This window comes from Clostridium sp. AM33-3, from assembly GCF_003480315.1.
Lineage (GTDB): Bacteria > Bacillota > Clostridia > Lachnospirales > Lachnospiraceae > Brotaphodocola.
On sequence record NZ_QUIV01000005.1, the window covers coordinates 14,241 to 40,527 of the forward strand.

Here is a 26,287-nt window from a genome sequence, read left to right on the forward strand (position 1 = left end):
TTGATAATTTTTATCCTATATCGCATAAATAAAAAACCTATGCCCCTGAATGTAGCGCAGGAATTGAATCCACTCCGGATTTGTGATATTATAATAAAATATTTCATGTACTTTTCAGCAAACACTACAATTACTTTCCGCAGAAAGGGAGTCTTTCTTATGAATATCAAACACGCCCAGTACATGCTGACCGTGATGCAGGAGGGCAGCATCACCGCGGCCGCAAAAAAGCTTTACATTTCCCAGCCGTCCTTAAGCCAGATGATCAAGCTGGTGGAGACCAATCTCGGCACTCCCATTTTTAACCGCTCCACGGACCCGATCACGCTGACCTATGCCGGCGAAAAATATATCGAAGCAGCAAAACAGATCCTCACGATCAACAACAACCTGCAAAAGGAGATTGACGAGATCAACCACGAGGACCACGGCTGCCTGAAGCTGGGCATACCGGTCCAGCGCGCCATGCAGGTACTTCCCTACGTGCTGCCCCGCTTTATGAAGAAGTACCCCTTTGTGGATATCGATCTGCATGAACATGGTTCGTCCATCACGGAATCTATGCTGATCGAAGGCTCCATCGACCTGGCGTGCCTGACCACCTATCCAAAGCATGAAGAACTGAGTTATACCCTGATCGAAGATGAAGACATGGTCCTTCTGACCAGCCGGAATACCGATCTTGCCAGACGGATCCCGTCCGGAACCCCCATCGAGATCACGCAGGCCCGGAATGAAAAATTTATTTCCAGCAAAGAGGGGCACAATGTCAGCATCATCCAGAAACAGCTATTTGCCACTTATGATATGCAGCCGGATATTCTTTTAAAAACCACCAGCATTGAGGTTGGCAAGCGTACTGCCATTGCCTGCGATGCAGTTATGATCTGCCCCATCAACTACATCGAAATGTCCCCGGAGCTGTATCCGTACTGCGCGGTTTATCCCATCAAGGGGATTGAGAACCAGAGAAGCTTCTATCTCTGTCATCGCAAGGACTTATACCTCACCAAATATATGCGTGACTTCATCCACATCCTGACGGAGGTGGATAAACCGTTCCTGCATGGAACGGTATTTTCTGATACCACTGATTGATCATCATCTGTAAAACATAAAAAAGGATTTCCCGTGTGAGCACTGCTGTATCACAGGAAATCCTTTTTTATGTTCTCATGTGTTTCTGATCGCTGTATGACAAAACCAGATCATCAATCCAGGAAGGAGCGTATGGTTTTCGGGGTGCGGTAATTCCAGGTCGAAATCTTGATCCCGCTTCTGCGGCTTGCCGCATGGACAATCTGTCCGTTACCGATATACATGGCTACGTGATTGACAGTGCCTTTGCTGTTGGTGTAAAAGATCAGGTCGCCCGGGCGCATCTCACTGGATTTGATGCTCCGTCCGGTCTTTGCCTGCTCCCTGGAAGTTCTGGGAAGACCGACACCTGCAACATGGCTTAAAACGTATTTGACAAAGCCGGAACAGTCTGCTCCGGTATGCGGATCATTGCCGCCCCAGACATAACGTCCGCCCACAAACTGCAGCGCATAGTTGACTACCTGGCTGCGCAGGGATGCGGTCTGGTTTGCCTTTTCCTCCAACGGGGAGAACTTGATGGCTTCACTCAGCGCATAACGTACCTCCACGTTATTATCACGGGTAGAGATATAGGCATTGTCCGCGCTCTCTCCGCTGTCTCCGTCTCCGGTATCCAGCTCGATCTCAACCCAGCCATCCAGCTGGGAGACAACCGAATAACGCTCCTCCTTGGAGATCTGGGTCCAGATCTTGGCATCGGTGGTTGGCTCTGCCCGGACGTTCAGACGGTCAGTGTTTACAATCGCCATCAGGGAGGCTGCATTCACAGCCAGATCCTTTGCCTCCTGCCCCACAGCCACATACTGGGGATCTGCCGTCACATAACCGGTAATGGAGCCAGACTTGATCTTGTACCAGCCATCCAGCGTTTCCAGGATCTCGCCGGCCGCCTTGCCCGGCAGCTTACCGATGATATTCGCCTGTGAGTCGGTACTCGGTTCTTTTCGGATGTTTAAGTAATTATTGACCTTGGAAATCAGCAGATTGTCATACTGATTTAAGGCCATGGCCTTCAGATCCAGCTTTCTGGCCTCATTTAAAGCAAATCCAACCGTAACATAATCAGCGGAAATGTAACCGTCCGGGATCTTTACCCATCCCTCCAGCTCCTCCTCTACCGTATAACGTTCGTTCACCAGAGCCTGTCCCACCACATTAGCCGGATCCAGAACAGGCTCCTGGCGGATATTCAGCTTTTCTGTCTGGACAATGGCCATCTTTGAGACATATTCCAGGGCCTTTGTCCTGGCTTCCTCCCCGCTGATCACATACTGATTATGAATGTAACCTTCAATTCCGCCGGAGGAAATGTGATCCCAGTCTCCTTCTCTGTCAAGGATCTCACAGGCACTGTTCTGTTCCAGCTTTCCGATGATCTTTCCGTCAGAGCCTGGTGTCTCCCGGACATTCAGGTAACCGGAAACCTGCACCAGTCCAAGGTCCTGGTAGGCATCTACCACAGCCTGCTTTTCTGCTTCCTCGATGTGAACGTCCTGGTCTCCTGCATCCCCGGCAGTTGTCTCCGCAGCTTCCGCCCTGCGTGCTTCTGCATCCGAGTCTGTCGCGATCGCTACGCCCTCAGACTTACCGGAAGAAGCCGGAAATCCGCCTTTTTTCCACAAAAATAAAACGCACAAAACCAGAAGGAGCAAAATCACGGCAATTCCTGCAATATGCAGATAATTTGCCCGTTTTCTGCGCCTTCTGGCTCTTTTGATAATCCTTGTATAGTCTTTCTTTTCCTCAGACATGGCAGTTCTCCTCATTTTTGCTGCTATTCAGTATAACATACCTTGCCTGATATTTTAAGCGATAGATGTGAAAAAAGTATTAATTTTCTATTACGTCTGTTACAGTTATTCTGTTTTTTTCTGATTTTGTGCCTCTTTCGCCTTTGCGAAAGCAATGATCATGTCAGCTGTACCTTCCGGCCCCAGCACAGAGCTGTTGATGCACATGTCATAGCTTCTGGAATCGCCCCACTTCTTGCTGGAGTAGTAATTGTAGTAGCTGGAGCGCTTTTTATCTGTCTTTACCATGATGTCCTTTGCCTTGGCATCATCGACATGATAAAGGGTTTTGATGCTGTTTAACTTGTTTTCATCGTTGCCGGTGATAAAAACAGAAACCGTATTCGGATAATCTGCCAACGCGTAATCTGCGCAGCGTCCTACAATGACGCAGGACTCTTCGTTTGCGATCTTCTTGATGGTGTCAAACTGTGCCAGGAAGATCTTGTGGTTGATCGGCATATCCATATAAGCAGAGTTGGTATATCCGAGAGAATAGGTATCCATAACCAGAGAATACAAAAAACTGCTGGTTGGCTTCTCATCATGGGTTTCAAAAAGCTCCTCACATAATCCGCTTTCTTTTGCTGCTCTGGTAAGGAGCTCTTTGTCGTAACACTTCACGCCCAGCTTTTCTGCGATTTTCTGACCGATCATCTTACCGCCGCTTCCACACTGACGTCCAATTGTAATAACAAGCTTTCCCTTCATACTATCTTCTCCTTTCAGCATGCACATGATGTAATTCTTTTATTGATTAAATTATAGCACAAATAAAGCCCAATGTATAGGAACAAAGCAATATAATTTGTCTATTTTCAGATAACTTTTTGTGATTCTTTGCGCTGTCTTTAATCCTGTTCCAGCTTTCGCAGCAGCTTCTCAAAATATTCCGGAAGCGGCGCGTGAAATTCCATATATTCTCCGGTAGACGGATGGATGATGCCAAGGACTCCGGCATGCAGTGTCTGACCCTGAAGACCGGAAAACGGAACCTTTGCAGGTCCGTAAACCTGATCTCCCAGAAGCGGATGACCGATGCTCGCCATATGAACACGGATCTGATGAGTCCGCCCGGTCTCCAGCTGGCATTCCACATAGGTAAAGCGGCGAAAGCGCTTCAGGACATGATAATGGGTGACAGCCTCCTTGCCATTCTTCTCGTTGATGCTCATCTTCTTGCGGTCCACCGGATGGCGTCCGATCGGCGCGTTCACGGTTCCATCGTCTTCTTTGATCACACCATGCACGATCGCATAGTATTTGCGGGTAATGGAATGGACCTTCAGCTGTTCTGCGATCGCATTGTGCGCTTTGTCATTCTTACACACGATCAGAACGCCGGTCGTGTCCATGTCGATCCGATGCACGATGCCCGGACGCATCACGCCGTTGATCCCGGAAAGCTCCTCCCGGCAGTGATGCATCAGACCATTTACCAGGGTTCCGGCATAGTGTCCGGCTGCCGGATGCACCACCATACCCTTGGGCTTATTCACCAGAATGATATCTTTGTCCTCATAAAGGATATCCAGATCCATGTCTTCGGCCGTAATTTCCGGCTCTACTGCCTCCGGCACCTCGAGACGGATCTGATCTCCTTCCGAAAGCTTATAATTGCTCTTTACCGGTTTTTTGTTTACTTCAACTCCGCCGTCCTTTAACAGCTTCTGCAGATAAGAACGCGACAGATCTGCAAGCTGTCCGCTTAGATATTTGTCGATCCGCTGTCCTGCAGCAGACTCCGCAGTCAGTTCGTAGATCACCGGTGCTCCCCCTTCTTCCATTCAAAGACAGCCAGATCTTCTTCCTTGTAGAAAAAGCAGAGGAGGCACAGGAGAGCCGCGGTTGCTGTGGTCACATAGATGTCTGCCACATTAAAGATCGGGAAATCGATCAGCCTGAAGTATAAAAAGTCTACCACGTAGCCCTGTGTGGTACGGTCTACCATGTTTCCAAGCGCGCCAGCCGTGATCAGGATGGTGCAGATGCGAAGCCCGGTATACCGCAGACAGCTCCAGCCCGGCATGCGCCACATCACATAGATGGCCGCCGCCAGCACAACGGCTCCGATCAGGAAGAAAAAGCCCTGTTTCCCCTGCAGCATGCCAAAGGCAGCTCCCCGGTTTTCCGAGTACAGAAGTTCAAATACTCCGTCCAGGATCACAAGCGGCGTTTTCCCTTTCAGATGTGCCACTGCCAGAAGCTTTGTGTACTGGTCAAGCAAAACCAGCACCAGGCTCAGGGCTGCCCAGGAAAGCAGATTAAATCCTTTCGTCTTCATCTGAGCCTCCTATCAGCCAGTCCAGGCACGCATCCATCTCTTCGTCCGTGACGGTACGGTCAATGAAGGCCTCACCGATCCGGTGCAGCAGAATAAATTTGATCTTGCCGGAATCCATCTTTTTATCATTTTTGGTAGCTGCGATGATCTCGTCTTTGGAAAGGCCGAAATCTGCAATGGCCACCGGAAGCCCGAACTGAAAAAATACCTCCCGGATCTGCAAAGCATCTTCCAGGGTGATCTCGCCGCGCTTTGCACTAAGGCCGGCTGCTGCCACGCTTCCGAGTGCTACACACTGTCCGTGCAGCAGCTGGAAATGCATCAGTTTTTCAATAGCATGACCCAGGGTATGCCCAAAGTTTAAAATGCCTCGGATCCCCTGCTCTATCGGATCCTGCTCCACCACATCGCGCTTGATGCGGCAGCTTATGAGGATCATCTGCTCGCAGACGGAAAGATTCCTCGCGAGAATCTCCTCGCGATGGGCCTGCAGCCACTCATAGTAATCTGCATCCATGATCAGCCCGTGTTTGATCACCTCACCCATACCACAGGCAAACTGCTCCTGCGTCAGGGTCTGAAGGCTTGTAACTGCCGTGTAGACCAGCTGCGGCATATGGAACGCGCCCACCATGTTCTTATAGGCGTCAAAATCCACACCGGTTTTACCGCCGATGCTGGAATCAACCTGGGACAGCAGGGTCGTCGGCACCTGAATAAAGCGGATGCCGCGCAGGTAGGTTGCTGCTGTAAAACCGCAGAGATCTCCCACAACACCTCCACCCAGTGCAACCAGCATATCACTTCGGTCATAGTGATTGCGGATCAGAAATTCATACAGATCCCGCACGGTATCCAGATTCTTGTTCTCCTCCCCCGCCGGGAACACAAAAAGATGGACCTCCCTGCAGACTGGCTCCAGCTGCCGGATCACGGTATCACTGTAGAGTTCTGCAACCGTGCTGTCTGTCACCACGCAAAGTCTTCTGTCCCGGACAGAAAGAGCTGCTACCTCCTGTCCCAGTCTGTCATAATTTTCTTCCATTATAATATCATAAATGGGTTTTCCATCCCGATGTACTGTCATGCGATCGCTCATGATGTCTGTGCTCCTTCTCTTTATGAATATAAACTCTGAATAAAGAAATACAGACAATCTTCCTCTTTTGTCCGTCGGAAAATTGTCTGTACCCTTGTCTGCCTGGTTTTATAAGCGGATATTCAGCCCGGATACATCCAGTGTGCCGTTCCCGATCATCTCCTGGAAATCACCTGAGAGTTCTACGGACTCCGGTGTGGCAATAAAGATGTAGCTGGAAATTTTCTGAAGGTTTCCGTTCATGGAGTATGTGGAACCCGATGTGAAATCAATGATACGCTGTGCGATCTCTGTGTGGATTCCTTCCATATTCAAAACTACCGCCTTTCCGGCCAGCAGATAATCACAAATTTCTCTTGCATCCTCGATTGAAGTAGGCTTTACCATGGATACCTCCATGCTGCGCTTCATCGGGACAACTTTAGAAGAACGAGAGAAGAATCTTGGTTTTTCCTCGCTCCCGTCATCGTAGCTCTCAGACTCCTCACGAGCCGGGAAACGTCCTCTTTTGGCTGGCTTTTCTGCCTCATAATCGTCATCCGGACCAAAGTATTCTTCGTCCTCATCCGGACTAAAACGCATGGTATCCATCAGTTTGCTCAAAATGCTCATAACCTATATTCTCTCCAATCCTTATCTGGCACCAAATATTCCGGTGCCGACTCTTATCATGGTTGAACCTTCCTCTACAGCTACCTGATAATCTCCGGTCATACCCATAGAAAGGACACCCATGTTAACATTATCAATGTTTTTCTTTTTGATGTCAACAGATAATTGATATAATTTTCGAAAAACCGGACGATTTTTTTCCGGGTCATCTACGAAAGGCGCAATGGTCATAAGACCTTCGATCTGAAGATGCGGAAGTGCTGCAATTTGACCTGCCATTTCCTCCACATCTTCCGGCATCATGCCAAACTTGCTCTCCTCTTTTGCCACATTGACTTCCAGAAGGATCTTCGCTGTGATGCCCAGCTTTCCTGCCTCCTGGGAAATCTGCTCTGCCAGGCGGTAAGAATCCACAGAATGGATCAGTACTGCGTGGGGCAGCACCTGTTTTACCTTGTTGCGCTGCAGGTGGCCGATCATATGAAAACGGGCATCCTCAGGCATTTTCGGGTGTTTTTCCAGAATCTCCTGTACCTTATTTTCACCAAAATCCCGCGCGCCGGCCTCATACGCTTCTTCCAGCATGAAAAGCGGTTTGGTCTTGCTCACCGCGATCAGGGTAACCTCCTGCGGAGAACGTCCTGCCTTTTCGCAGGCTTTTTGGATATTCTCTCTCACTTCGTTCAGATGATCTCTTATGGTGTTCATGATTATGCCTCCCTGTTCTGTTCAATCCTGTGTTCTGTTCGGAGCCTCTTACTGGTAAATCAGCTGGCCTTCGTATACGGTATTGGCATCCAGCACAATGTGATCATATACCGAAAGTCCGTAATTGGTGCCCTTCCTGATCGAGTAGTACTCATCGTTGGATTTGATGATCTCGATCTGTTTAAATACGGCATAGCCCTTGTTAATGTTATACACGCCCTGCAGGGACGCGCTCTGTCCAATCTGATAGCGGTCCTGGGAATCCGGTTTCACTACATAGTCCCCGGACTGCAGTGGGGAGTCTTCTCCCTTTTCGATATAATAATACTCGTCTGTCGCGTAATAGATGGAAACCGGCACAAATTCTGCTGCTGTCCCACTGTCAGAATAAACCTCTTTCATGAAACCGGTATCGCTGGTATCACCGCCCTGGACCATATATTCCAGCGGGATCAGATAGAATTCCTTCTCGGTGACTGCTTTAACCGGGATTTTCAGTCCATCGGCCTTTTCGGTATCTACCTCAAAGGTCACATAACGGTCAGAGGCAAACTGGACCATATACTGGGTGAAGTCCAACTTTCCGTAGGAAGCTCCGTCCCCACCAGTAATGATGGAAAAATCTCCGGTTGCATCCAGGTCGTTGGCGGAAAATGTCACATGAAGCTGTGTCTGGTCTTTATATTCTTCCACCGCGTCCTCCGACAGTGGGAATATAATGCTCCAGTTATCGGAGGTGATCAGCTTATAGACCGGAGCTGACTGCTCAATAAGCTGACCGGCCTTCGTGATGGCCTTGGAATAGCCGGAACGATCAAAGGTGCTTTCCGTGATCTGATCCTCCGTCAGCCCTTCAAAGCCATCTACCGCATAGGATACCACTCCGGATACCGGAGCCGTCACCTGCACAAAGGAAGCCCCGGCCTGCTGGATGATACTGTCCAGGTTACCCAGCGCATTGAAATTCGCATACTCCAGTACCGCCGCTTCCAGGGAATACTGCAGATCATAGATACTCTCAAACTTCCGGTCACTGTAATTCATGGAAAACGAAGAGAGCTGACGTTTGACATCGTTTAAATTCGCATCTGTCAGGCCTACATTCGCGTCCGGATTCTCCTGCATCAGTTCCGCCATATTGCCTGTCTCATCGATGGAATAGATACGGGTGCCGATTGCAGCCCTCTTGCCCTCACGGATATAATAGTTGATATATCCGGCCCGGTCTGTATTCTCCACCCTCTCATCCCGCAGGATGATGCCGGTATACTGGCGGTCATTTACGATGTTGCCCTCCACAACCTCATAAAACTGAACCTTCTCCTTTTTCATGTAAGTATAAACACTGAAGAGCAGATAGACAAAGATGATCGCGAAGATCATCATGCCTATATTGATGTTTCGCGGATGGCGATATCTCACAATGTTTGATTTCTTTTTTTTTGCCAATGCACTGTTCCTCCCGGCAGTATCTGATGTCTTTGTGACTGCTTCACGTGTTTAGAAGGAGCACGCATTTACTGTCACACAAACAGCCGGGGAGAACCTTCCGCCCCGGCTGTAAAAATAGTTACAAAAATTCATACTATGTATTACAGAGAAACCACAACATCTTTCTGTGCGTTCTCCGGCATTTCTGCTGCATCCATGGAGATGCTTAATACGAAGTTCACACTGTATTTTTCACTGATTCCCTCTAATGTGGTGATGGTCTCGCTGATGTCTTCTCCCTCTAAACCTGCAAGCTTCAAAAAGCTGTCTAAAAACATAGTCTCGATATCGTGATCCTGTGAAATGATACCGCAGATAAAACCGATGAATCCCTGGCTGGTGGAAACCGGGTATTCATTTACGTTGATCAGGCGGATCCGGTTGTTGAGCTCATACATATGTTTGGAACTCTTGTCGAGATAAACGATGGAACCGGTAGCTGCCTTGATACCGTTGTTTGCCATATCCAACAGATGTTTTGTTTTTCCTTTGCCTTTTCTGCCTGCAATGATCTGAACCATAGTCGTGTCCTCCTTGGGTTTATTGAATCTGTATAAAAATTCTTTTATTATTAACGTAATTATAGTACAAATATATGGAATATGCAATCACTAATTGACAATTTTGCCCATAATCTTTGTCATATTATCGTAGAGGACGTCTCTGTTCTCTGCTTTCAACACCACAGAGATATAATCGTTTCCGCTTTCATCCTGACACCCCAGGATCAGACAGGAGCCTGCCGCTCTGGTAGTGCCGGTCTTTCCCCCTATGACCGCAACGCCTTCCGGCGCCTTGCTTTTACCGTTTAAATACTGGTTGCTGTTTTTCCATTCCTGAGTTTTTGCCTGTCCGGTGCTGTCCGTGTACTGTGCCTGATAGGATACCGTACCGATGATCTTGCGAAACTCCGGATATTTTAAAGCCTCGTTGAAGATCAGGTAGAGATCGTATGCCGTTGTATAGTGATCCTCGTTGTTTAAACCATGGGGATTCACAAAATGGGTATCGGTTGCTCCAAGTGCGTGAGCCGTCTCATTCATCTTTTCCGCAAAAGCCTCTGTACTTCCCGCCATGTGAACTGCGATCGCAGCCCCGGCATCGTTTCCGGACGGGAGCATAAGTCCGTATAAAAGCTGCTCCATCGTCAGGGTGTCTCCCGGATTAATATGGGCCAGGGACGCCCCGGTCTCCGTGATGACTGTCTCCGGACCTACCGTCACAGAGTCAGTCAGGTCACCATCCCGGATTGCAATGAGAGCTGTCATAATCTTGGTGATGCTGGCCGGATACAGCCGTTCAAACGGATTTTTCTGGAAGATCACCTGTTTGGAATCTATACCAAAGGCAGCCGCCGCTTCTGCTGTTACAGATGCGTCCTCCTCTCCTTCCTCCCCGGTGACCACACACAGATTTTTTGCGAAGGAATCTGCCTGCGCATTCTCCTGAAGATCCCTAGCCATGCTTTCCAGGCGTGAGCCTTCATAGGTAAACTGCGTCTGTCTGCTGCAGCCTGCAAGCACAAGACCGGCAAGCAGACAGGCCGCCGTCATCATTCTTATCTTTTTCAAGCCGCACACCTCTAGCGATACACTTCGCGCCACTCCAGATCGCCGCGGTCCAGAGCCTTGATCAGCAGCTCCGCGGTAGCCAGATTGGTTGCAAATGGGATGTTGTAGATATCGCACAGACGGACTACATCGTTTACATCCGGCTCATGCTTTTTCGGATGCAGCGGATCTCGCAGATAAATAACCATATCCATGTCATTGTGCTCGATCTGGGATGCCAGCTGCTGCTGTCCGCCCAGATGGCCTGCCAGGTATTTGTGTACATTTAAGTTGGTCACCTCTTCAATCAGGCGTCCTGTAGTGCCGGTTGCATACAGTTCATGTTTATTCAAAATTCCTCTGTATGCAATGCAGAAATTCTGCATCAGCTTCTTTTTGGAATCATGTGCGATTAAACCGATGTTCATAACTGAACCCTCCTTTATTAGTTGCTTACTTTTCTCTGAAGTCCTACATTCATCACCACGCCGACTCCCAGATATACGCTCAGGAGTGAACTTACTCCATAGCTGATAAACGGAAGCGGAAGTCCGGTATTCGGCAGGATGCCTGTAGCTACAGCTATATTAGCAAAACTCTGAAATGCCAGCAGGGAAGCAAGACCTACACAGAGCAGACTTCCCATCAGATCTTTTGCCCTGGCCGCCATAATGAGACATTCATAAACAGTCAGCGCGATCAGAAAGATTACGGCAATGCAGCCGATAAAGCCCAGTTCTTCCCCGATAACAGCAAAGATAAAGTCTGTCTGTTCCTCGGAAAGGAAGTTTCCGTTCTTTACAGATGCCAGAGTATTGTTATTGAGTCCTTTTCCCTGCAGCATGCCGGAGCCGATCGCCATAATAGAGTTATTCTGCTGGAGATTGGCCTCCGCATAGTTTGCGGGATCAATGAAGGCCATGATACGGCGCACCTGATAATCCTTCAGGAACGGTACCATGTTGTACTGGAGCAGATAGATAAACAATGCCCCGAAGGGAACCACCACTGCCAGTGCCCCAAGGATCCACCGGTAGCTTAAGCCGGCCGTAAACAGCATACAGAGAAAGATTACCATAGTGACAAGACTGGTGGACAGGTTTGGCTGTAAAAAGATCAGACCGAATGCGGCCAGAAACAAAAGTCCTGCAAAAAACAGGATCTTAAACTCATTGATCCGCTCCTGATACCTGGAAAGATACCAGGAAAAAAAGATGATCAGTCCGATCTTCACAAACTCAGACGGCTGGATCTGACCAATGACCGGAAGCACCAGCCAACGCCGTGCCACACCTCTGCTCACGCCAAACACCAGCACAGCCAGAAGGAAGGCCAGGCTGGTGCCGTATATGAGCGGTGCAACAGAAACCACTTTGTGGTAATCTACAAGGGATAAAATAATAACTGCCGTAAGACCGACCAGAATGCCCACGATCTGTTTCAGGACCATGGAGATATCCTGGTTGGAGGCGCTCCGGATAATCAGAACACCGGTAATATTCAGCAGCAGCACATAAAGGAATAAACGGTAATTGTAATTTCTGAAGTTATAGTCTAAGAACATTCTTCATTCCTCGTCATGTAACTGTCCAGATGGCTCTGTACAGTAGTAATTTGCCGGACCGGAAAGGCCGCCGTAATCAGAAAAGCCTGCTTACCGTCCTTTTCCGGGCGTATCAGCCGAAGCTCCACCGCGCCGGCATCGATCTGGGCATATCTGGATAAGACACGTACCAGATCATCCCGGATCATTCCGATGATGCCGGGATTTATTCCGGACTGGTCTGATACCAGAAGCAGCTTCAGTCTGGACCGGGCAATCTCACCGGAATTACTCTTTGCGGATCTTCCAGGCATTTTCATCCGCTCCACCTCCTACGCCCTCTTTAAAAAGCCGGAAATGCGGACCAGAATCCCTCTGTGAGGATCCAGATCCATAAACGGAACCGATTCCCCGGAAATCCTTCGACAGATATTTAAGAAAGCCTCCCCCGCCATGGATCCTGCAGCGACCAGCGGCTCTCCCTGATTGGCGGAGATGACAATGTCTTCTTCGTCCGGAACAGCGCCGATCACGGGGACGGCCAGAATATCTGCCACATCATCTACAGACATCATATCCCCACGGCGGACCATATCCATGCGGATCCGGTTCACAATGAGGCGGATGTCTTCCATGCGTGCCGCTTCCAGAAGACCAATGATGCGGTCTGCATCACGAATAGCGGATACCTCCGGAGTCGTGACAACCAGAGCCCGGTCTGCACCGGCTATGGCATTCTGAAAGCCCTGCTCGATCCCTGCCGGACAGTCCAGCAGGATATAGTCAAACTCTTCCCGCAGATCATCCACCAGCTTACGCATCTGCCCGGGGTTCACAGAGGACTTGTCCCGGGTCTGGGCTGAGGGCAGCAGGTAAAGGTTCGGGTATCTTTTGTCTCTTATCAGGGCCTGCTTCATACGGCAATTGCCTTCCACAACATCTACGAGATTGTAGATGATGCGGTTTTCCAGCCCCATCACAACATCAAGATTTCGAAGACCAATGTCCGTATCAATCAGCACAACGCTGTATCCAAGGAGCGCCAGGCCTGTCCCGATGTTGGCAGTGGTGGTGGTTTTGCCGACCCCGCCTTTTCCAGAAGTAATTACCATGACTTCGCTCATAGAAACGCCTCCTGAAAAATACTATCGAATCTATTTTAACCTATAATCTGGAATTTTTCCAGTATTAATTGAAATTTAACATATTTAAGAATGATTTTTTTATTACTTTCGTACAAATACTACAATTTTCTACAGAAGCAACCATCGGACCCTTGCCCAGCTTGCGTCCCTTATCGCCATAATGGCAGGAAACATCTGCGATCCGGATCTGGAGAGGTGCCATCTCCATGGCGGCTACTACGGCCTCCCGATTTCCGGCGACACCTGCATGGACAGAACCGCGCAGTTCTCCCAGTACGATGATGTTTCCCTTGGCTGTTACCCGGGCGCCGTGACGGACATCCCCGATAATGACGATGCTGGCTTCCGATTCAATGGATTCTCCCCTGTGCAGATCTCCCCGGTAAAACTGGCCGGTCCGCTCGGAAAGCTCCATCAGTTTCTGGTTCAGTGCCTTCTCGCAGCGCTCTACCCGCTCTAAATCCTGATCCAGCAGACAGAGCACCTCAATTCCAGAGTTTTCCGTGATGGTATTGACGATCTGCATCTCCTGGGCCGCCGTCAGGGGCCTTCCCTGAAGCAGAAGCGCCATCTGGGCATTTCCCCAGAACCGGGCCGAATCCTTAAATTTTGCGGCAAGCTCCGCGATCAGATCCTCAAAGCTGCATTCCGGATCCAGGATGACCGTCATGCCTGCTTTGCTGCTTTTGATCACAATCCTGTTTTTCATGTTTTCACCCGCTCCCCTTTGTTGTCTCTGCGCTCCCGGCATTCCGGGAGCACAAGGTGATCAGTCTCCGACCTTAACATTGGAAACCTCCAGGGCACCACTGCCCAGGATGGATTCCAGATCGGTATATCCGTAGTAAAAGCGGTAGACATTTTTTGCCACCATAGCCGCGTTTGATGAGGAATATCCGTAAGGGATATTAACTGTCACGCAGATCTCCGGGTTGGTATATGGTCCATAGGAAATAAAAAACGCATGGTTACCACGGGTTCTGGACTCCTGGGCCGTACCGGTCTTACCCGCGATCTCCACCTCCAGATCCTTAAAGATCTTGTTCACGGAGCCGTCTGTGATTACTGCCCGCATACCCTGATGGACCGCATCCCAGGTGGAGTCTGCAATATCCACATGACCGGTCGCCTCCGGTGTGAAATCCTGGATCAGATTTCCCTCCGAGTCGGTCATCTTATCAAGCAGGCTTAAGTCGAACACCGTTCCGCTGTTGGCAATGGCTGCCACATAGCGGGAAAGCTGTACATTGGAGTAGGAGTTGGTTCCCTGACCCATTGCGGATCGTTCCGGGTCCTCTGTAGTCAGTTCCGGTGTCGTTTCCGAAATCTCAATGCCGGAGGGACGGTTGAGTCCAAACATGGATGCATAGCGGCGGATCGTGTCCACACCCATATCGGTAGAATAGACCAGTGTGTCGCGATTCGTTGCCAGGCGGTGTGCCACCTCCGAAAAGAAGTAGTTGCAGGAATTCTGAAGACCTCCCACAACCGTCAGCGGGCCATGGTGTCCCGGATAGATCCAGCACTTGATCGGAGGGTCTACTTCTTTATATTCACCGGTACAGTCAATGGTTTCATAAAGACCGATGACCTTTTCCTCCAGACCTGCAATGGCCGTGATCGGCTTGAAGGTGGAGCCCGGTGCTTTCTTGGCCTGGGTCGCATTGTTGTACAGCGGCAGGGACAGATCCTCCTGCAGCTGTCTCATATAAGCCGGATCCGCGCTTCCGGACAGGCGGTTATTGTCGTAGCTCGGATAGGTAACCAGTGCCCGCACCTCTCCGGTGTTGACATCCGTGATCACAACTCCGCCGGTACACGGGTCAAGGGCCAGCTGAGCCGGTGTCAGCTCAATGTTCTGGATCTTACGGCGGATAAACTGGAAGGCGTATTCTTCGCCATTGGCAGTCAAAAGCTGCACTTCGTTTGCATCGTACGGAAGTACCCCCTGGGCGTAAAGTGCCAGGCAGAGCTGACGTCCGGTGACAACCTGGTCATTGATCAGATAACGGTAAATACGCTTGGTGAATTTTGCGTCATCCTTCAGATGCTCCAGCACGTAGTCCACCAGAACCTGGTAGATATCGTCGGCACTGGAATACTTGTTGGTGACATTCAGCTTTGTGGTATCGATCCAGCTTTCCGAAATACCGGCGTAAATATAATCACGCAGACTGATCTCGTCATTCTTCCACGCCTGATAGCTCTCGCTGTTCTGGTCGATCCGGTCTTTCTGGACGATCCCGATCGTTGAATCTGACAGCCAGTTATAGATGTAGGCCATGTATGCCATCATATCCTGGGGAAGATCTTTCATCATGGTCGGATGATCGCTCATGAGCTCATAGCGCAGACGTTCCAGGATCTGTTCTCTCGACGAGGTATAAATGGACTGGATCTGGCGCTCAATGTCTGTGGCATCCTCCGAAGCCATGTGGCTTAAGGAAAGGACATTGTTGTTGATAAGCTGGTAATAGGCATCCTTCACCGGAATGCTGATCTTGGAAGAGTCCGTGATGGCAGAGGTGTCGACATCCTGGTTGACCAGCGCCTTGGAAACGATACCGGCCAGCTGCTGCTCGATCAGATGGTAAATACCGATCTGCAGGTCGCGGTCAATGGTCAGATAAATGTCATTGCCGGTCGAGGCCTGTGTTTCGGAAAGCACCTGCATGACATTTCCCACATTGTTGACCACCAGATTCTTGTAGCCCTTGTGGCCCTGAAGCTCGAGCTCCATCGAAGCCTCAATGCCGGTCCGGCCGACAATATCGCTGAGTTCATACTCCTGATTTGTCTTTTTCAGTTCCTCCAGCTGATCCTCCTGTACCTTGCCGGTATAGCCGATGATCGGCGCAAAGTACACTGCGTCATTGTAACGGCGGATGGTAGTTTCTGCCACCTCCACGCCCTTCAGTTCTGCGGTGTGCTCCATCAGATCTGCCACTGTTTCATCATCTACCCGGTCACAGATAGTAGTTGCCTCATATTTTTTATATGCGACAAGAGACATCGTATACCTGATATTGACAAGCTGTATCAGCTCTGCGTCAGAAAGGATCAGGGGATTACCCTTTTCATCCTTCATCTTGTCAAGACCGTAGGCAGACTTTTTCTTCTCGATCAGCTCTTTGGCCGTCACCGCGGTCGGGTATTTTCCCTTTTCATCGTCGAGCTCATCCACGGACCTGCGTCCGTAAAAATCACGCAGAAATCGTTTTCTGGCCGCCTCGGACGAGGATGTGTAAACAATCTCCCCATCTTCATTTAATGCAATCTCCAGTTTGCCCTGAGCCTGATAGCCATGCTTGTTTAAGATCTGCACCAGCTTTAAGAGCATGCCATTCATACCTGCGCTTTTGGGATAATCTCCGGTGTCCTGCACCGTCACCGCGTAGGCCAGCTCGTTGTAGGCCAGAAGCTTCCCGTTGCGGTCATAAATATTGCCGCGGGTACCAGGCGTTGTGACTGTTTTTTCGATCATCTGCACGTAATCTTCCAGGTAAGATTCTCCGTTTATGATCTGAAGATCAAACAGCTTGGCCGCCAGCACCAGAAACATGCCGGTAAACACCAGAGCCAGAGCAAAAATACGGGAGCTTAACACCCGTTTTAAAAAATCACATAATTTATGAAAGAAATCTTTCAGCACGCTTGTGTCACTCCTATTTGTATCTCTTGTTTAGTATTCGCGTTCCCGGCGGTTATCCATCTCGTCCAGTCTGCGATTGGCTGACAGAAAGAAGCGGTAGATCAGCAGGGTCGTCACCACCGTAAAAATCAGCTCCGGAATGATGATCTCCCTTGCGTAATAAAGGAAATCCAGCCGGTTCCGGATCAGAAAACGGAACACATAAATATACAGGTTATAGATCAGCTCGTTGACCAGGCTCATGACCAGCGGCAGGTTGATATAGTCCTCATAGTAGTACTGGGTGCAGATGCCGTTGAAATAGCCGATGTTGATAAACAGCAGCGTATAAAAGCCAAAAGGACCGCTGTAGAACAGATCCAGTAAAATTCCCGCAAACAGGCCATATAGCAGCCCGGCTTTCTTTCCGTAAATAAATCCGAAGGAAAAAGTCAGGATCAGAAGCAGGTTCGGCGTTGCGGTAAGAAACGGGATCAGCGGAAATACACAGTTCTGTACCGTAAAAGCCAGGATCATCAGCACCACATTTAATAAGATCCGTTTCATGAGCCAGTCTGTGCCCCCTCTGTTTTTTCTGTGTCATCCTGCTGCGGTTCTTCTTTTGGTGTCGTGATGACCAGAACCTCCTGCAGGCTGTCAAACTGGGCAGCCGGGATCAGGTAACCGGATTTGGTCAGACGGTTCTGGTCGGTGGTCATATCCGCAGCATAGCCGATCAGAATGCCAGGCAGGAACTTGGAACTGATATTGGAGGTCACGATCCGGTCTCCGTCTTTAAAATCCGCATCCTGCGCGACATTGCTGATCCGCAGGCGTCCTTCCTCAAAAAGCGTCAGATCGCCGGCAACAATGCAGGTATTGCCGGACTGCTGGGCCATTCCGCTGACACGGCTCACATCATCGATAATGGAACGTACCGTGGCGTAATGGGCTCCAACATCCGTGACAATTCCCACGAGGCCTCCTCCTGCGATCACATTGGCATCCACGAGAACACCATCCGCAGAGCCCTTGTTGATCCGGAATACCTGGAACCAGTCACCGGAGTCTTTTGCAATGACCCGGGCACCGATCTTCTGATACTGCATATAATCCTGGTCCAGATCATAAAGCTCCCGCAGGCGCTGCAGTTCGAACTGTTCCGACTGAAGACGGCTGTTCTCCTCCACCAGAGCATCGATGCGCTCCTGAAGGGCCTGTTTTTCTGCCATGGCACTGTGCAAGGTACTGTAATTGCTGATGCCGTTGTAGAGGGAGGTTCCCACCCGGTTCACCCCCGACTGGATCGGGTTTAACACATAACCCACACCGCTTCTCAGCGGATTTAAGAAACCATCCTTAAAGGATGTAATGCCGATCAGCAGAATGCAGAAAACCGACAATCCGATCAGAATGTATTTGCTGCGTTTTGATTCCATCTGTTATAATCCCCGTTCTTTCATGCTGACATAAGTGCCGTCACCTATGATAATATGATCCAGCACCGGGATACCGATCATCCTGCCGGCTTCCTCCACCCGCCTGGTAAGGAGGATATCCTCCCTGCTTGGCTGTGGGTCGCCGCTGGGATGATTGTGCACCAGGATCAGACTTACTGCCTGAAATCTCAGTGCCTGGATAAAGATTTCCCTCGGTGTGGCAAGAGACGCGTTCACCGTTCCTTTGGTGAGCGTCACATCCCCGATCATATTCTGTTTTGTATTAAAAAGCATCATGTGGAACTCTTCCTGTTCCTTATGACGCAAATCTTCCTGATAGTATTCTGCCACCTGGGCCGGCTCATTAAAACGCACCGGACTCCTTATGGCCTTCCGTTTCCAGATACGCCTGGAAAGCTCTCCGATACACTGAAGCTGGATAGCCTTCACCTGTCCGATGCCTTTGACACTCATAAGCTCCGGCAGGGACAAATGTAAAAGTCCCAGAATTCCTTCTCCGGGACCTCCAAGCTCCAGGATCCGGCCGGCCAGTTCCAGTACGCTCTCCTGCGTGCTTCCGGTCCGGAGGATCACAGCGAGAAGCTGTGCGTCACTCAAATATTCCGGACCGGACTTTACGCAGCGTTCATATGGCCGCTCCTCATGGGGCAGTTCTTTCATCTTTGTGTGTCTCATGATTCACCCTCCATTCCCTCTCCAAGTACGAAGCGGAAGGAAAACCACAGATATAGTTAGTTTACCACAAATCAAATATCGTGTATACAAAAAATGGAAAACTTTAGAAATGGTTAATAATTTTTTCGCTGCACGGACTACAGGGCCACAATGCCTGCGTCCACCATTTTCTGCAGTGACATTAAAATGCCAAGCTTTGCGTGATACCAGGTCAGACCGCCCTGGAAATACACAGCGTACGGCGGCTTGATCGGGCCATCGGCACTCAGCTCAATGGAAGAGCCCTGTACAAAGGCGCCTGCTGCCATGATGACCGGCGCATCGTAGCCAGGCATATCCCAGGGCTCCGGAGAAACAAAGCTGTCTACCGGCGCTGCTGCCTGAATGCCCTTGCAAAATGCGATCATGCCTTCCGGCGTTCCCAGCGTCACTGCCTGGATGATGTCATGACGGGACTCGGTGCTGTCTGGAACCACTGCAAAACCCAGCTTTTCATAAACATTAGCTGCAAAAATCGCACCCTTCAGTGCACCTGCCACAACCGTCGGAGACATGAACAGCCCCTGATAGAAGGACTGGTTCAGTCCCAGGCTTGCACCCACCTCTTTTCCGAGTCCCGGCGCGCTTAACCGGTAGGAGGCCTGCTCCACACAGGATTTCCTGCCTACAATGTAACCGCCGATCGGTGCCAGGCCGCCGCCCGGATTCTTAATTAAGGAGCCAACGATCATGTCGGCGCCCACATCCGTCGGCTCAATGCGCTCTACGAATTCGCCATAGCAGTTGTCTACCATGCAGATCACATCCGGCTTTACGCTCTTGCAGAATGCGATCAGTTCACCGATCTGGGTTACGGAGAAGGTTGGACGGGTTGCGTAGCCCTTGGAGCGCTGAATGGTAATCAGCTTTGTCTTCTCGTTGATGGCTTTGCGGATATTCTCATAATCAAAGCTTCCATCTTCTAACAGATCCACCTGACGGTAGATGACACCGTACTCTTTCAGGGAACCGGCAGACTCACGGATGCCGATAACCTCTTCGAGGGTATCATACGGTTTTCCAACCGGCGAGAGCAGCTCATCGCCCGGACGCAGATTGCTGGATAATGCCACATGAAGGGCGTGGGTGCCGGAGATCAGCTGCGGGCGGACCAGGGCATCCTCACCGTGAAAGGCTTTTGCATATACCTCTTCCAGAGTGTCACGGCCCAGATCATTGTAGCCATATCCGGTGGTTGCAGCAAAATGAATGTCACTGACACGGGCCTCCTGCATGGCCTTCAGCACCTTCATCTGGTTATATTCCGCATTCTTGTCAATCGCCTCAAAACGTTCCTTTAAGCTTTCTTCTATTTCTGTTCCGAATTTCAGGACCTTTTCACTGATCCCAAGTTCCTCGTACATCTCATTCAATTCCATGTTTGTTTCTTCCTCCAAAGTAGTCATTACAGATATATGTTAATATTTTTTGCTGATCGTCTTCCGACTGACCGGTTCCGTCCTGCAGTTTCACCCACGGCGCATTCCCGTCATCCATGGCAATAAAACGCACATCCCGCTCCCGCTTAAACCAGGTGAGCTGACGTTTCGCGAAATGTCTGGTGTCGCGCTTAATGATGTATACCGCTTCCCCGAGGCTGATCGTTCCATCCAGATAATCCAGGATTTCCTTGTATCCAAGGCCCTGCATGGCCACCATATCCCGGGTGCAGCCCATCTCCTTTAAACGCTTCACCTCATCCACCAGTCCCTGCTCCATCATGACGTCTACCCGCCGGTCGATCCGCTCATAAAGCGCAGCGCGGTCCCGTGTCAGAACATAGTAATAGAGGTCATAGGGAGAGGTTTTCTCCCGTTCCCGTTTATTATGCTCGGAAATCTTCTCTCCGGTCAGCCGGTAATACTCGATCGCCCGGATGACACGCTTGACGTTGTTGGCATGAATGGCTCTGGCAGATTCCGGATCGATCTGTGCCAGCATCTGGTGCAAATGCTCCTCGCCTCTCTCTGCGGCAAGCTGCTCCAGCTCCTCCCGGATCCCGCTGTGGTCTTCATTTTCCGTAAAATCAATATCATAAGCCAGCGCCTGGATGTAAAATCCGGTGCCTCCCGTTACAATAGGCACATGGCCGCGGCTGTAAATACCGGCCATAGCTTCCTTCGCCATAGCCTGGAATCTGGTCACATTGAACTCTTCCCAGGGCTCCAGCACGTCGATCAGATGATGAGGTATCCCATCCATCTCTTCCGGCATGATCTTCGCCGACCCGATGTCCATATGGCGATACACCTGCATGGAATCGGCGCTGATGATTTCTCCCTTCAGCGCCCTAGCAAGTTCAATGGATAAAGCTGTTTTTCCCACTGCGGTCGGCCCGGTGAGAATGATCAGCGGCTGTTTCATAGCTGCTCCCCCCTGTCAGACAATTCGTTTAAACTTTTTCTCCAGTTCATATTTACTCATGGCAATGATGGTTGGTCTGCCGTGCGGGCAGGCGTAGGGATTTTCCAGCCCAAGAAGCTGGTCGATCAGGGCGTCTGCCTCTGCCGCGCTCAACACATCATGTCCCTTTACGGCGGCCTTGCAGGACATTGATGCCACCTTTTCATAGATCATATCCGCATTCCGCGCCTGGGTATCCTCGGAAAGGCTGTCCAGCATCTCCATCAGAAGTTCCTTCTTCGCAATGGTAAACAGGTTATCCGGCACACCACGCACTGCATATTCCTTGCCTCCAAACGGCTCGATCTCAAATCCGATGTCCGTAAAGATCTGCATGTTCTTCTCCAGCATCAGCGCCTCCCGGCTTCCCAAAGTCAGGATAATGGGAGGATGGATCTGCTGACAGGTATACTCTCTGGTTTTTAAGGAATTCATGGTCTTCTCATACAGGACCTTCTCATGGGCCGCATGCTGGTCGATGATGTAAAGCTGGTCTTTAAACTCCACCAGCCAGTAAGTGGCAAACAGCTGGCCGATCAGCTTGTGGCGGCTGCGGGACCGGGGTTCGAGGAGCTTTTCCTCAAAGAGATCCAGCTGAACCGCAGGCTCCCCGGCTTGCGGCTCCTGCATCTGCTTTGCTTCCGGTTCGCTGACTTTCGCCTCCTGCATCTGGCTTGCTTCCGGCTCCCCGGCTGACTCGGTTCTTCCTGGCTCCTGCTTTAACAGTGCCGTCAGCGCCTCGTTCACGCGATAACCGGATGGCTGCTGCAGTTTTTCTGACTGCTGTATTTCCTCCACCGGCTGTTCCGTGCGTAGAAGTCCGCTGCGCTCACTGCGGATCTGGGAGGTGGCCTTCAGCGCAGGCTGCTCCCCCGGCCGGGTTTTCATCCGGTATTCCTCCGGAGTCTCCCGCAGCACGATATGATCCGCGATGCTGTCTGCCATATTCCGTCTGGTGTCAAACAGACCGGCGCTGTCCTTCCTTAGCCGGTTCTGCTCAAATGGCTCCGGGATCGGGATCCGTTTTTCCGGCACGGATTTTCGTGTCCGCTCTTCCTCCACCAGTTCTACCTTCGGGATCAGTTCCTTATGGCGCAGCGCCTCAGCCAGGGTATCCCGCACCATGCGAAATACATTCTCCCCATTCTGAAAGCGCAGCTCCATCTTCGTCGGATGGACATTCACATCCAGAAATTCCGGCTCGATCTTAAAATGCAGCATGGTAAACGGATACTTGTGCTGCATCATAAACGGCCTGTAAGCCTCCTCGATGGCCTTCGAAATGATATTGCTCTTGATATATCTTCCATTAATATAATAATTTTCAAAGTTACGGTTACTCCTTGCAATGACGGGCTTTCCGATAAAGCCCTCCACACTGAAGGCTTCCCCGGTGACAGACACCGGGATCAGATTTGCAGTGATTTCTCGCCCGTAAACCGTGTAAATGATATCTTTTAAATTATGGTTGCCGGAAGTATGCAGCTTATTCTGATTATTCTGGATAAAGCGGATGGAAATCTCCGGGTGGGACAGCGCGATCTTCTCCACCAGATCCGCCACATGGGCCCCCTCCGTCATGGGAGTCTTTAAAAACTTCCGGCGTACCGGCGTGTTGTAAAACAGATTCCGCACAATGAACGTCGTTCCGTCCGGAGCGCCAATCTCCTCCAGCCCCCGCTCCTGGCCACCTTCGATCTGATAACGGTTTCCGGTTAAGGAACGGCTGGTCTTGGTGATCAGCTCCACCTGCCCAACCGCGGCAATACTGGAAAGTGCCTCCCCCCGGAATCCCAGGGAGGATACGGTAAACAGATCCTCCACAGACTGGATCTTGCTGGTGGAATGTCGCAGAAATGCAAGCGGGATCTCATCCTTTTCAATTCCGCAGCCATTGTCCGTAACCCGGATGAAGGAAATCCCTCCCTCACGGATCTCCACCGTGACCGCAGTTGCCTTCGCATCGATCGCATTCTCCAGGAGCTCCTTCACCACCGAAGCCGGACGCTCAATGACCTCGCCGGCTGCGATCTTGTTGATGGTATTCTGATCCAGTACATGAATGTTTGGCATGTGTACCTCCCGCATTAGTCTTTATTTCTCGTTCCCGCTCCAGCGGTTCTTCAGCTTTGTCTGCATCCGGTACAGGGTATTCAACGCGTCGATCGGCGTCATATTGCCCAGCTCCAGATTTTTCAGTTCTTCGATGATATCGTCCTCACGCACCGTATCAAACAGGGTAAGCTGGCTCATTTCCACATCATCCGGCTTCGGTACCGGCTTATGGCCCGCAGGCGCATTGCCTTCCGCAATTTCGCGGGTCCTTGCTGTCAGGTCGGAATCTACCAGCTGCTCCACCAGCTCTTTCGCGCGGCTGATCACCGAATCCGGTACTCCGGCCAGCTTTGCTACCTGAATACCATAGCTCTTGTCAGCCCCGCCCTTTACAATTTTTCGCAGGAACACAATGTCATCGCCCTGTTCTTTCACGGCAATGCAGTAGTTGGTGACACCGCTCATCAGACCTTCCAGCTCTGTCAGCTCATGGTAATGCGTAGCAAACAGGGTCTTTGCTCCCAGCAGCCGGGTGTTGCTGATATGCTCCACGACAGCCCAGGCAATGCTCAGTCCGTCAAAGGTACTGGTTCCGCGTCCGATCTCATCCAGGATCAGCAGACTGTTTCGGGTCGCGTTTCTCAGAATATTGGCTACCTCGGTCATCTCCACCATAAAGGTACTCTGGCCGCTTGCCAGATCATCGGAAGCGCCCACACGGGTAAAGATGCGGTCACAGATACCGATATTCGCCTGGTCCGCCGGAACAAAGCTGCCGATCTGCGCCATTAGAACGATCAGGGCTGTCTGACGCATGTAGGTGGATTTTCCGGCCATGTTTGGTCCTGTGATGATGGAAATGCGGTTCCTGGAATTATCCAGGATCGTGTCATTTGCCACAAACATATCATCCCGCATCATCTTCTCTACCACCGGATGACGGCCGCCCTTGATCTGAATCATGCCCTTTTCGTTGATCTGCGGCTTCACGTAGTTGCTTCGGGTAGCCACGACAGACAGGGATACGAACACATCCACCGCCGCAACGGCACGGGCTGTCTTCTGGATCCGCACAACCTCTGCTGCAATGGCATCCCGTACCCCGCAGAACAGGTCGTACTCCAGAGAAAAGAGCTTATCCTCTGCTCCCAGGATCACATCCTCCAGGTTCTTGAGCTCATCCGTAGTGTAGCGCTCTGCATTGGTCAGGGTCTGTTTGCGGATAAAATATTCCGGAACCAGATCTTTAAAGGAATTCGTAACCTCAAAGTAGTAACCGAACACCTTGTTGTATTTGACCTTCAGGTTCTTAATACCGGTGCTTTCACGCTCTCTTGCTTCCAGCTCAGCCAGCCATGTCTTGCCCTCGGTCTTTGCATGGCGCAGGCGGTCTGCCTCCTCGTTGTAGCCATCCCGGATCATTCCGCCCTCACGGACCGTGATCGGCGGTTCCTCAACGATCGCGCGGGTGATCAGGTCCTCCAGATCTTCCAGCGGATCCAGCTCTTGTTCCAGCTCTTTTAAGGCATCCGATGTGAATTCACCCAAAAGCCTCTTGATATGCGGCACCATTGCAATGGAATTGCGAAATGCCAGCAGATCTCTCGGATTTGCGGTCTTATAGCTGATGCGTCCGATCAGGCGTTCCAGATCATAGACCGGATTTAAATATTCCCCCAGCTCTTCCCGGCTTATGTAATTTAAGTTCAGCTCTTCGATCGCATTCTGGCGCTTTAAGATATCTTCCCTGGAAATCAGCGGCTGCTCGATCCAGGTACGAAGAAGTCTGGCGCCCATGGCCGTGCGGGTCTTATCCAGTACCCAGAGAAGGCTTCCCCGCTTCTGCTTCTCCCGCATCGTCTCCAGAAGCTCCAGGTTTCGTCTGGTGGAAGAATCCAGCACCATGTAATTTCCGGTTGCATAAGGCACAATGGTAGTCAGGTGATCCAGTGTGCTCTTCTGGGTCTCATACAGATACTGCAGTACGGCACCTGCCGCGATGACACCACAGTCATAGTCTCCAAGCCCCAGTCCCTCCAGGCTTCCCACCTTAAAATGCTCCCGCAGCACCTTGCGGCAGCTGTCATCCTGGAAAAAATGAGAATCCAGGGCTGATACCGTAAAGTGATACCGGTCCTTTAAATCCTCCAGGCTGATCCCGGACATGGAAAACGCATCGTTGCAGATGACTTCTGCCGGAGAAAATTTATTGATCTCATCAAACAGGGCACGGTCGGTGGAAACCTCCGTTACCAGGAAATCTCCGGTGGTGATATCTGCCACGGAAACCCCCATTTTATCTGCCAGGTAAACGATTCCCATCAGATAGTTATTCTTGGTCTCATCGAGCGCCTGGGCACTGGTAATGGTGCCCGGTGTCACCACGCGGATCACCTCACGTTTTACCAGGCCCTTTGCTAACTTCGGATCCTCCATCTGCTCTGCGATGGCAACCTTGTAGCCCTTTTGCACAAGACGGCTTAAATAGCTGTCCACAGCATGATAAGGAACGCCACACATGGGTGCGCGTTCCTCCAGTCCACATTCCTTTCCGGTCAGAGTGATCTCTAATTCCCTGGACGCGGTCAGCGCGTCATCAAAGAACATCTCATAGAAATCGCCCAGGCGATAGAATAAAATACAGTCACTATATTGTTTTTTGGTCTCCATGTATTGGGCCATCATTGGTGATAATCCAGCC

The 26,287-nt window shown here is 50.6% G+C and carries 24 protein-coding genes; 1 reads left to right on the top strand and 23 read right to left on the bottom strand.

What is annotated here, in order from left to right:
- The first annotated feature begins 159 nt into the window (after window positions 1-159).
- Complete coding sequence (locus tag DW819_RS04015) at window positions 160-1,098, top strand: LysR family transcriptional regulator (RefSeq protein ID WP_118732189.1); 939 nt, start codon at window positions 160-162, stop codon at window positions 1,096-1,098.
- A gap of 113 nt (window positions 1,099-1,211) precedes the next feature.
- Here DW819_RS04015 and DW819_RS04020 read toward each other — a convergent pair whose 3' ends face one another.
- The 23 genes from DW819_RS04020 to mutS form a co-directional block, all read right to left on the bottom strand.
- Window positions 1,212-2,852 carry an SH3 domain-containing protein gene (locus DW819_RS04020; RefSeq protein WP_182432561.1) on the bottom strand — a complete coding sequence of 547 codons (1,641 nt, stop codon included), beginning with the start codon at window positions 2,850-2,852 and terminating at the stop codon, window positions 1,212-1,214.
- Window positions 2,853-2,957: 105 nt separating this feature from the next.
- A complete protein-coding gene (locus tag DW819_RS04025; protein WP_118732191.1) occupies window positions 2,958-3,602 on the bottom strand; it encodes a cytidylate kinase-like family protein in 645 nt (214 codons plus the stop codon).
- 140 nt (window positions 3,603-3,742) lie between these two features.
- Window positions 3,743-4,657: an RluA family pseudouridine synthase gene (locus DW819_RS04030; RefSeq protein ID WP_243025560.1), complete on the bottom strand. Its 915-nt coding sequence runs from the start codon at window positions 4,655-4,657 to the stop codon at window positions 3,743-3,745.
- Window positions 4,654-5,175 (bottom strand): signal peptidase II, encoded by a 522-nt coding sequence (gene lspA / locus DW819_RS04035; protein ID WP_118732193.1) that lies wholly within the window; start codon window positions 5,173-5,175, stop codon window positions 4,654-4,656. The genes DW819_RS04030 and lspA overlap by 4 nt, the downstream gene beginning before the upstream one ends.
- Complete coding sequence (aroB, locus tag DW819_RS04040) at window positions 5,156-6,274, bottom strand: 3-dehydroquinate synthase (protein ID WP_118732194.1); 1,119 nt, start codon at window positions 6,272-6,274, stop codon at window positions 5,156-5,158. The genes lspA and aroB overlap by 20 nt, the downstream gene beginning before the upstream one ends.
- 108 nt (window positions 6,275-6,382) lie before the next feature.
- Complete coding sequence (gene sepF, locus DW819_RS04045; RefSeq protein WP_118732195.1) at window positions 6,383-6,886, bottom strand: cell division protein SepF; 504 nt, start codon at window positions 6,884-6,886, stop codon at window positions 6,383-6,385.
- A gap of 21 nt (window positions 6,887-6,907) precedes the next feature.
- Window positions 6,908-7,594: a YggS family pyridoxal phosphate-dependent enzyme gene (locus DW819_RS04050; protein ID WP_118732196.1), complete on the bottom strand. Its 687-nt coding sequence runs from the start codon at window positions 7,592-7,594 to the stop codon at window positions 6,908-6,910.
- A gap of 48 nt (window positions 7,595-7,642) precedes the next feature.
- Window positions 7,643-9,043, bottom strand: coding sequence for an HlyD family efflux transporter periplasmic adaptor subunit (locus tag DW819_RS04055; protein WP_118732197.1), 1,401 nt, complete (start codon window positions 9,041-9,043; stop codon window positions 7,643-7,645).
- A 143-nt stretch (window positions 9,044-9,186) separates the two neighbouring features.
- Window positions 9,187-9,606: a twitching motility protein PilT gene (locus tag DW819_RS04060; RefSeq protein ID WP_118732198.1), complete on the bottom strand. Its 420-nt coding sequence runs from the start codon at window positions 9,604-9,606 to the stop codon at window positions 9,187-9,189.
- A 90-nt stretch (window positions 9,607-9,696) separates the two neighbouring features.
- A complete protein-coding gene (locus DW819_RS04065) occupies window positions 9,697-10,656 on the bottom strand; it encodes a D-alanyl-D-alanine carboxypeptidase (protein WP_347560159.1) in 960 nt (319 codons plus the stop codon).
- A gap of 11 nt (window positions 10,657-10,667) precedes the next feature.
- A complete protein-coding gene (gene mgsA / locus DW819_RS04070; protein ID WP_118726814.1) occupies window positions 10,668-11,063 on the bottom strand; it encodes a methylglyoxal synthase in 396 nt (131 codons plus the stop codon).
- 17 nt (window positions 11,064-11,080) lie between these two features.
- Window positions 11,081-12,199 (bottom strand): FtsW/RodA/SpoVE family cell cycle protein, encoded by a 1,119-nt coding sequence (locus tag DW819_RS04075; protein WP_118732199.1) that lies wholly within the window; start codon window positions 12,197-12,199, stop codon window positions 11,081-11,083.
- Window positions 12,190-12,498 carry a cell division topological specificity factor MinE gene (locus tag DW819_RS04080; RefSeq protein ID WP_118732200.1) on the bottom strand — a complete coding sequence of 103 codons (309 nt, stop codon included), beginning with the start codon at window positions 12,496-12,498 and terminating at the stop codon, window positions 12,190-12,192. Before DW819_RS04080 ends, DW819_RS04075 begins: the two co-directional genes overlap by 10 nt.
- A gap of 12 nt (window positions 12,499-12,510) precedes the next feature.
- On the bottom strand, window positions 12,511-13,302 hold the full coding sequence (gene minD / locus DW819_RS04085) for a septum site-determining protein MinD (protein ID WP_118732201.1): 792 nt from the start codon (window positions 13,300-13,302) through the stop codon (window positions 12,511-12,513).
- A gap of 64 nt (window positions 13,303-13,366) precedes the next feature.
- Entirely contained in the window at window positions 13,367-14,032 is a 666-nt protein-coding gene (locus DW819_RS04090; protein WP_118732202.1) for a septum site-determining protein MinC, read from the bottom strand.
- 60 nt (window positions 14,033-14,092) lie between these two features.
- Window positions 14,093-16,975: a penicillin-binding transpeptidase domain-containing protein gene (locus DW819_RS04095; RefSeq protein WP_243025562.1), complete on the bottom strand. Its 2,883-nt coding sequence runs from the start codon at window positions 16,973-16,975 to the stop codon at window positions 14,093-14,095.
- A 30-nt stretch (window positions 16,976-17,005) separates the two neighbouring features.
- Window positions 17,006-17,521 carry a rod shape-determining protein MreD gene (mreD, locus tag DW819_RS04100; RefSeq protein WP_118732203.1) on the bottom strand — a complete coding sequence of 172 codons (516 nt, stop codon included), beginning with the start codon at window positions 17,519-17,521 and terminating at the stop codon, window positions 17,006-17,008.
- Window positions 17,518-18,393 (bottom strand): rod shape-determining protein MreC, encoded by an 876-nt coding sequence (gene mreC / locus DW819_RS04105; RefSeq protein WP_118732204.1) that lies wholly within the window; start codon window positions 18,391-18,393, stop codon window positions 17,518-17,520. Before mreC ends, mreD begins: the two co-directional genes overlap by 4 nt.
- A gap of 3 nt (window positions 18,394-18,396) precedes the next feature.
- Window positions 18,397-19,089 (bottom strand): DNA repair protein RadC, encoded by a 693-nt coding sequence (radC, locus tag DW819_RS04110; protein WP_118732205.1) that lies wholly within the window; start codon window positions 19,087-19,089, stop codon window positions 18,397-18,399.
- Between the two features lie 137 nt (window positions 19,090-19,226).
- On the bottom strand, window positions 19,227-20,507 hold the full coding sequence (locus tag DW819_RS04115) for a methionine gamma-lyase family protein (protein ID WP_118732206.1): 1,281 nt from the start codon (window positions 20,505-20,507) through the stop codon (window positions 19,227-19,229).
- A complete protein-coding gene (gene miaA / locus DW819_RS04120; protein ID WP_118732207.1) occupies window positions 20,494-21,492 on the bottom strand; it encodes a tRNA (adenosine(37)-N6)-dimethylallyltransferase MiaA in 999 nt (332 codons plus the stop codon). The genes DW819_RS04115 and miaA overlap by 14 nt, the downstream gene beginning before the upstream one ends.
- A 15-nt stretch (window positions 21,493-21,507) precedes the next feature.
- Window positions 21,508-23,604, bottom strand: coding sequence for a DNA mismatch repair endonuclease MutL (gene mutL, locus DW819_RS04125; protein ID WP_118732208.1), 2,097 nt, complete (start codon window positions 23,602-23,604; stop codon window positions 21,508-21,510).
- Window positions 23,605-23,625: 21 nt separating this feature from the next.
- A complete protein-coding gene (mutS, locus tag DW819_RS04130; protein WP_118732209.1) occupies window positions 23,626-26,271 on the bottom strand; it encodes a DNA mismatch repair protein MutS in 2,646 nt (881 codons plus the stop codon).
- Window positions 26,272-26,287: the final 16 nt, after the last annotated feature.

Bases quoted from the DNA above. Each gene is read 5' to 3' on its own strand.
- DW819_RS04015 (WP_118732189.1), top strand. From the start codon at position 160: ATGAATATCAAACACGCCCAGTACATGCTGACCGTGATGCAGGAGGGC.
- DW819_RS04020 (WP_182432561.1), bottom strand. From the start codon at position 2,852: ATGTCTGAGGAAAAGAAAGACTATACAAGGATTATCAAAAGAGCCAGA.
- DW819_RS04025 (WP_118732191.1), bottom strand. From the start codon at position 3,602: ATGAAGGGAAAGCTTGTTATTACAATTGGACGTCAGTGTGGAAGCGGC.
- lspA (WP_118732193.1), bottom strand. From the start codon at position 5,175: ATGAAGACGAAAGGATTTAATCTGCTTTCCTGGGCAGCCCTGAGCCTG.
- aroB (WP_118732194.1), bottom strand. From the start codon at position 6,274: ATGAGCGATCGCATGACAGTACATCGGGATGGAAAACCCATTTATGAT.
- sepF (WP_118732195.1), bottom strand. From the start codon at position 6,886: ATGAGCATTTTGAGCAAACTGATGGATACCATGCGTTTTAGTCCGGAT.
- DW819_RS04050 (WP_118732196.1), bottom strand. From the start codon at position 7,594: ATGAACACCATAAGAGATCATCTGAACGAAGTGAGAGAGAATATCCAA.
- DW819_RS04060 (WP_118732198.1), bottom strand. From the start codon at position 9,606: ATGGTTCAGATCATTGCAGGCAGAAAAGGCAAAGGAAAAACAAAACAT.
- mgsA (WP_118726814.1), bottom strand. From the start codon at position 11,063: ATGAACATCGGTTTAATCGCACATGATTCCAAAAAGAAGCTGATGCAG.
- DW819_RS04075 (WP_118732199.1), bottom strand. From the start codon at position 12,199: ATGTTCTTAGACTATAACTTCAGAAATTACAATTACCGTTTATTCCTT.
- DW819_RS04080 (WP_118732200.1), bottom strand. From the start codon at position 12,498: ATGAAAATGCCTGGAAGATCCGCAAAGAGTAATTCCGGTGAGATTGCC.
- minD (WP_118732201.1), bottom strand. From the start codon at position 13,302: ATGAGCGAAGTCATGGTAATTACTTCTGGAAAAGGCGGGGTCGGCAAA.
- DW819_RS04090 (WP_118732202.1), bottom strand. From the start codon at position 14,032: ATGAAAAACAGGATTGTGATCAAAAGCAGCAAAGCAGGCATGACGGTC.
- mreD (WP_118732203.1), bottom strand. From the start codon at position 17,521: ATGAAACGGATCTTATTAAATGTGGTGCTGATGATCCTGGCTTTTACG.
- mreC (WP_118732204.1), bottom strand. From the start codon at position 18,393: ATGGAATCAAAACGCAGCAAATACATTCTGATCGGATTGTCGGTTTTC.
- radC (WP_118732205.1), bottom strand. From the start codon at position 19,089: ATGAGACACACAAAGATGAAAGAACTGCCCCATGAGGAGCGGCCATAT.
- DW819_RS04115 (WP_118732206.1), bottom strand. From the start codon at position 20,507: ATGGAATTGAATGAGATGTACGAGGAACTTGGGATCAGTGAAAAGGTC.
- miaA (WP_118732207.1), bottom strand. From the start codon at position 21,492: ATGAAACAGCCGCTGATCATTCTCACCGGGCCGACCGCAGTGGGAAAA.
- mutL (WP_118732208.1), bottom strand. From the start codon at position 23,604: ATGCCAAACATTCATGTACTGGATCAGAATACCATCAACAAGATCGCA.
- mutS (WP_118732209.1), bottom strand. From the start codon at position 26,271: ATGATGGCCCAATACATGGAGACCAAAAAACAATATAGTGACTGTATT.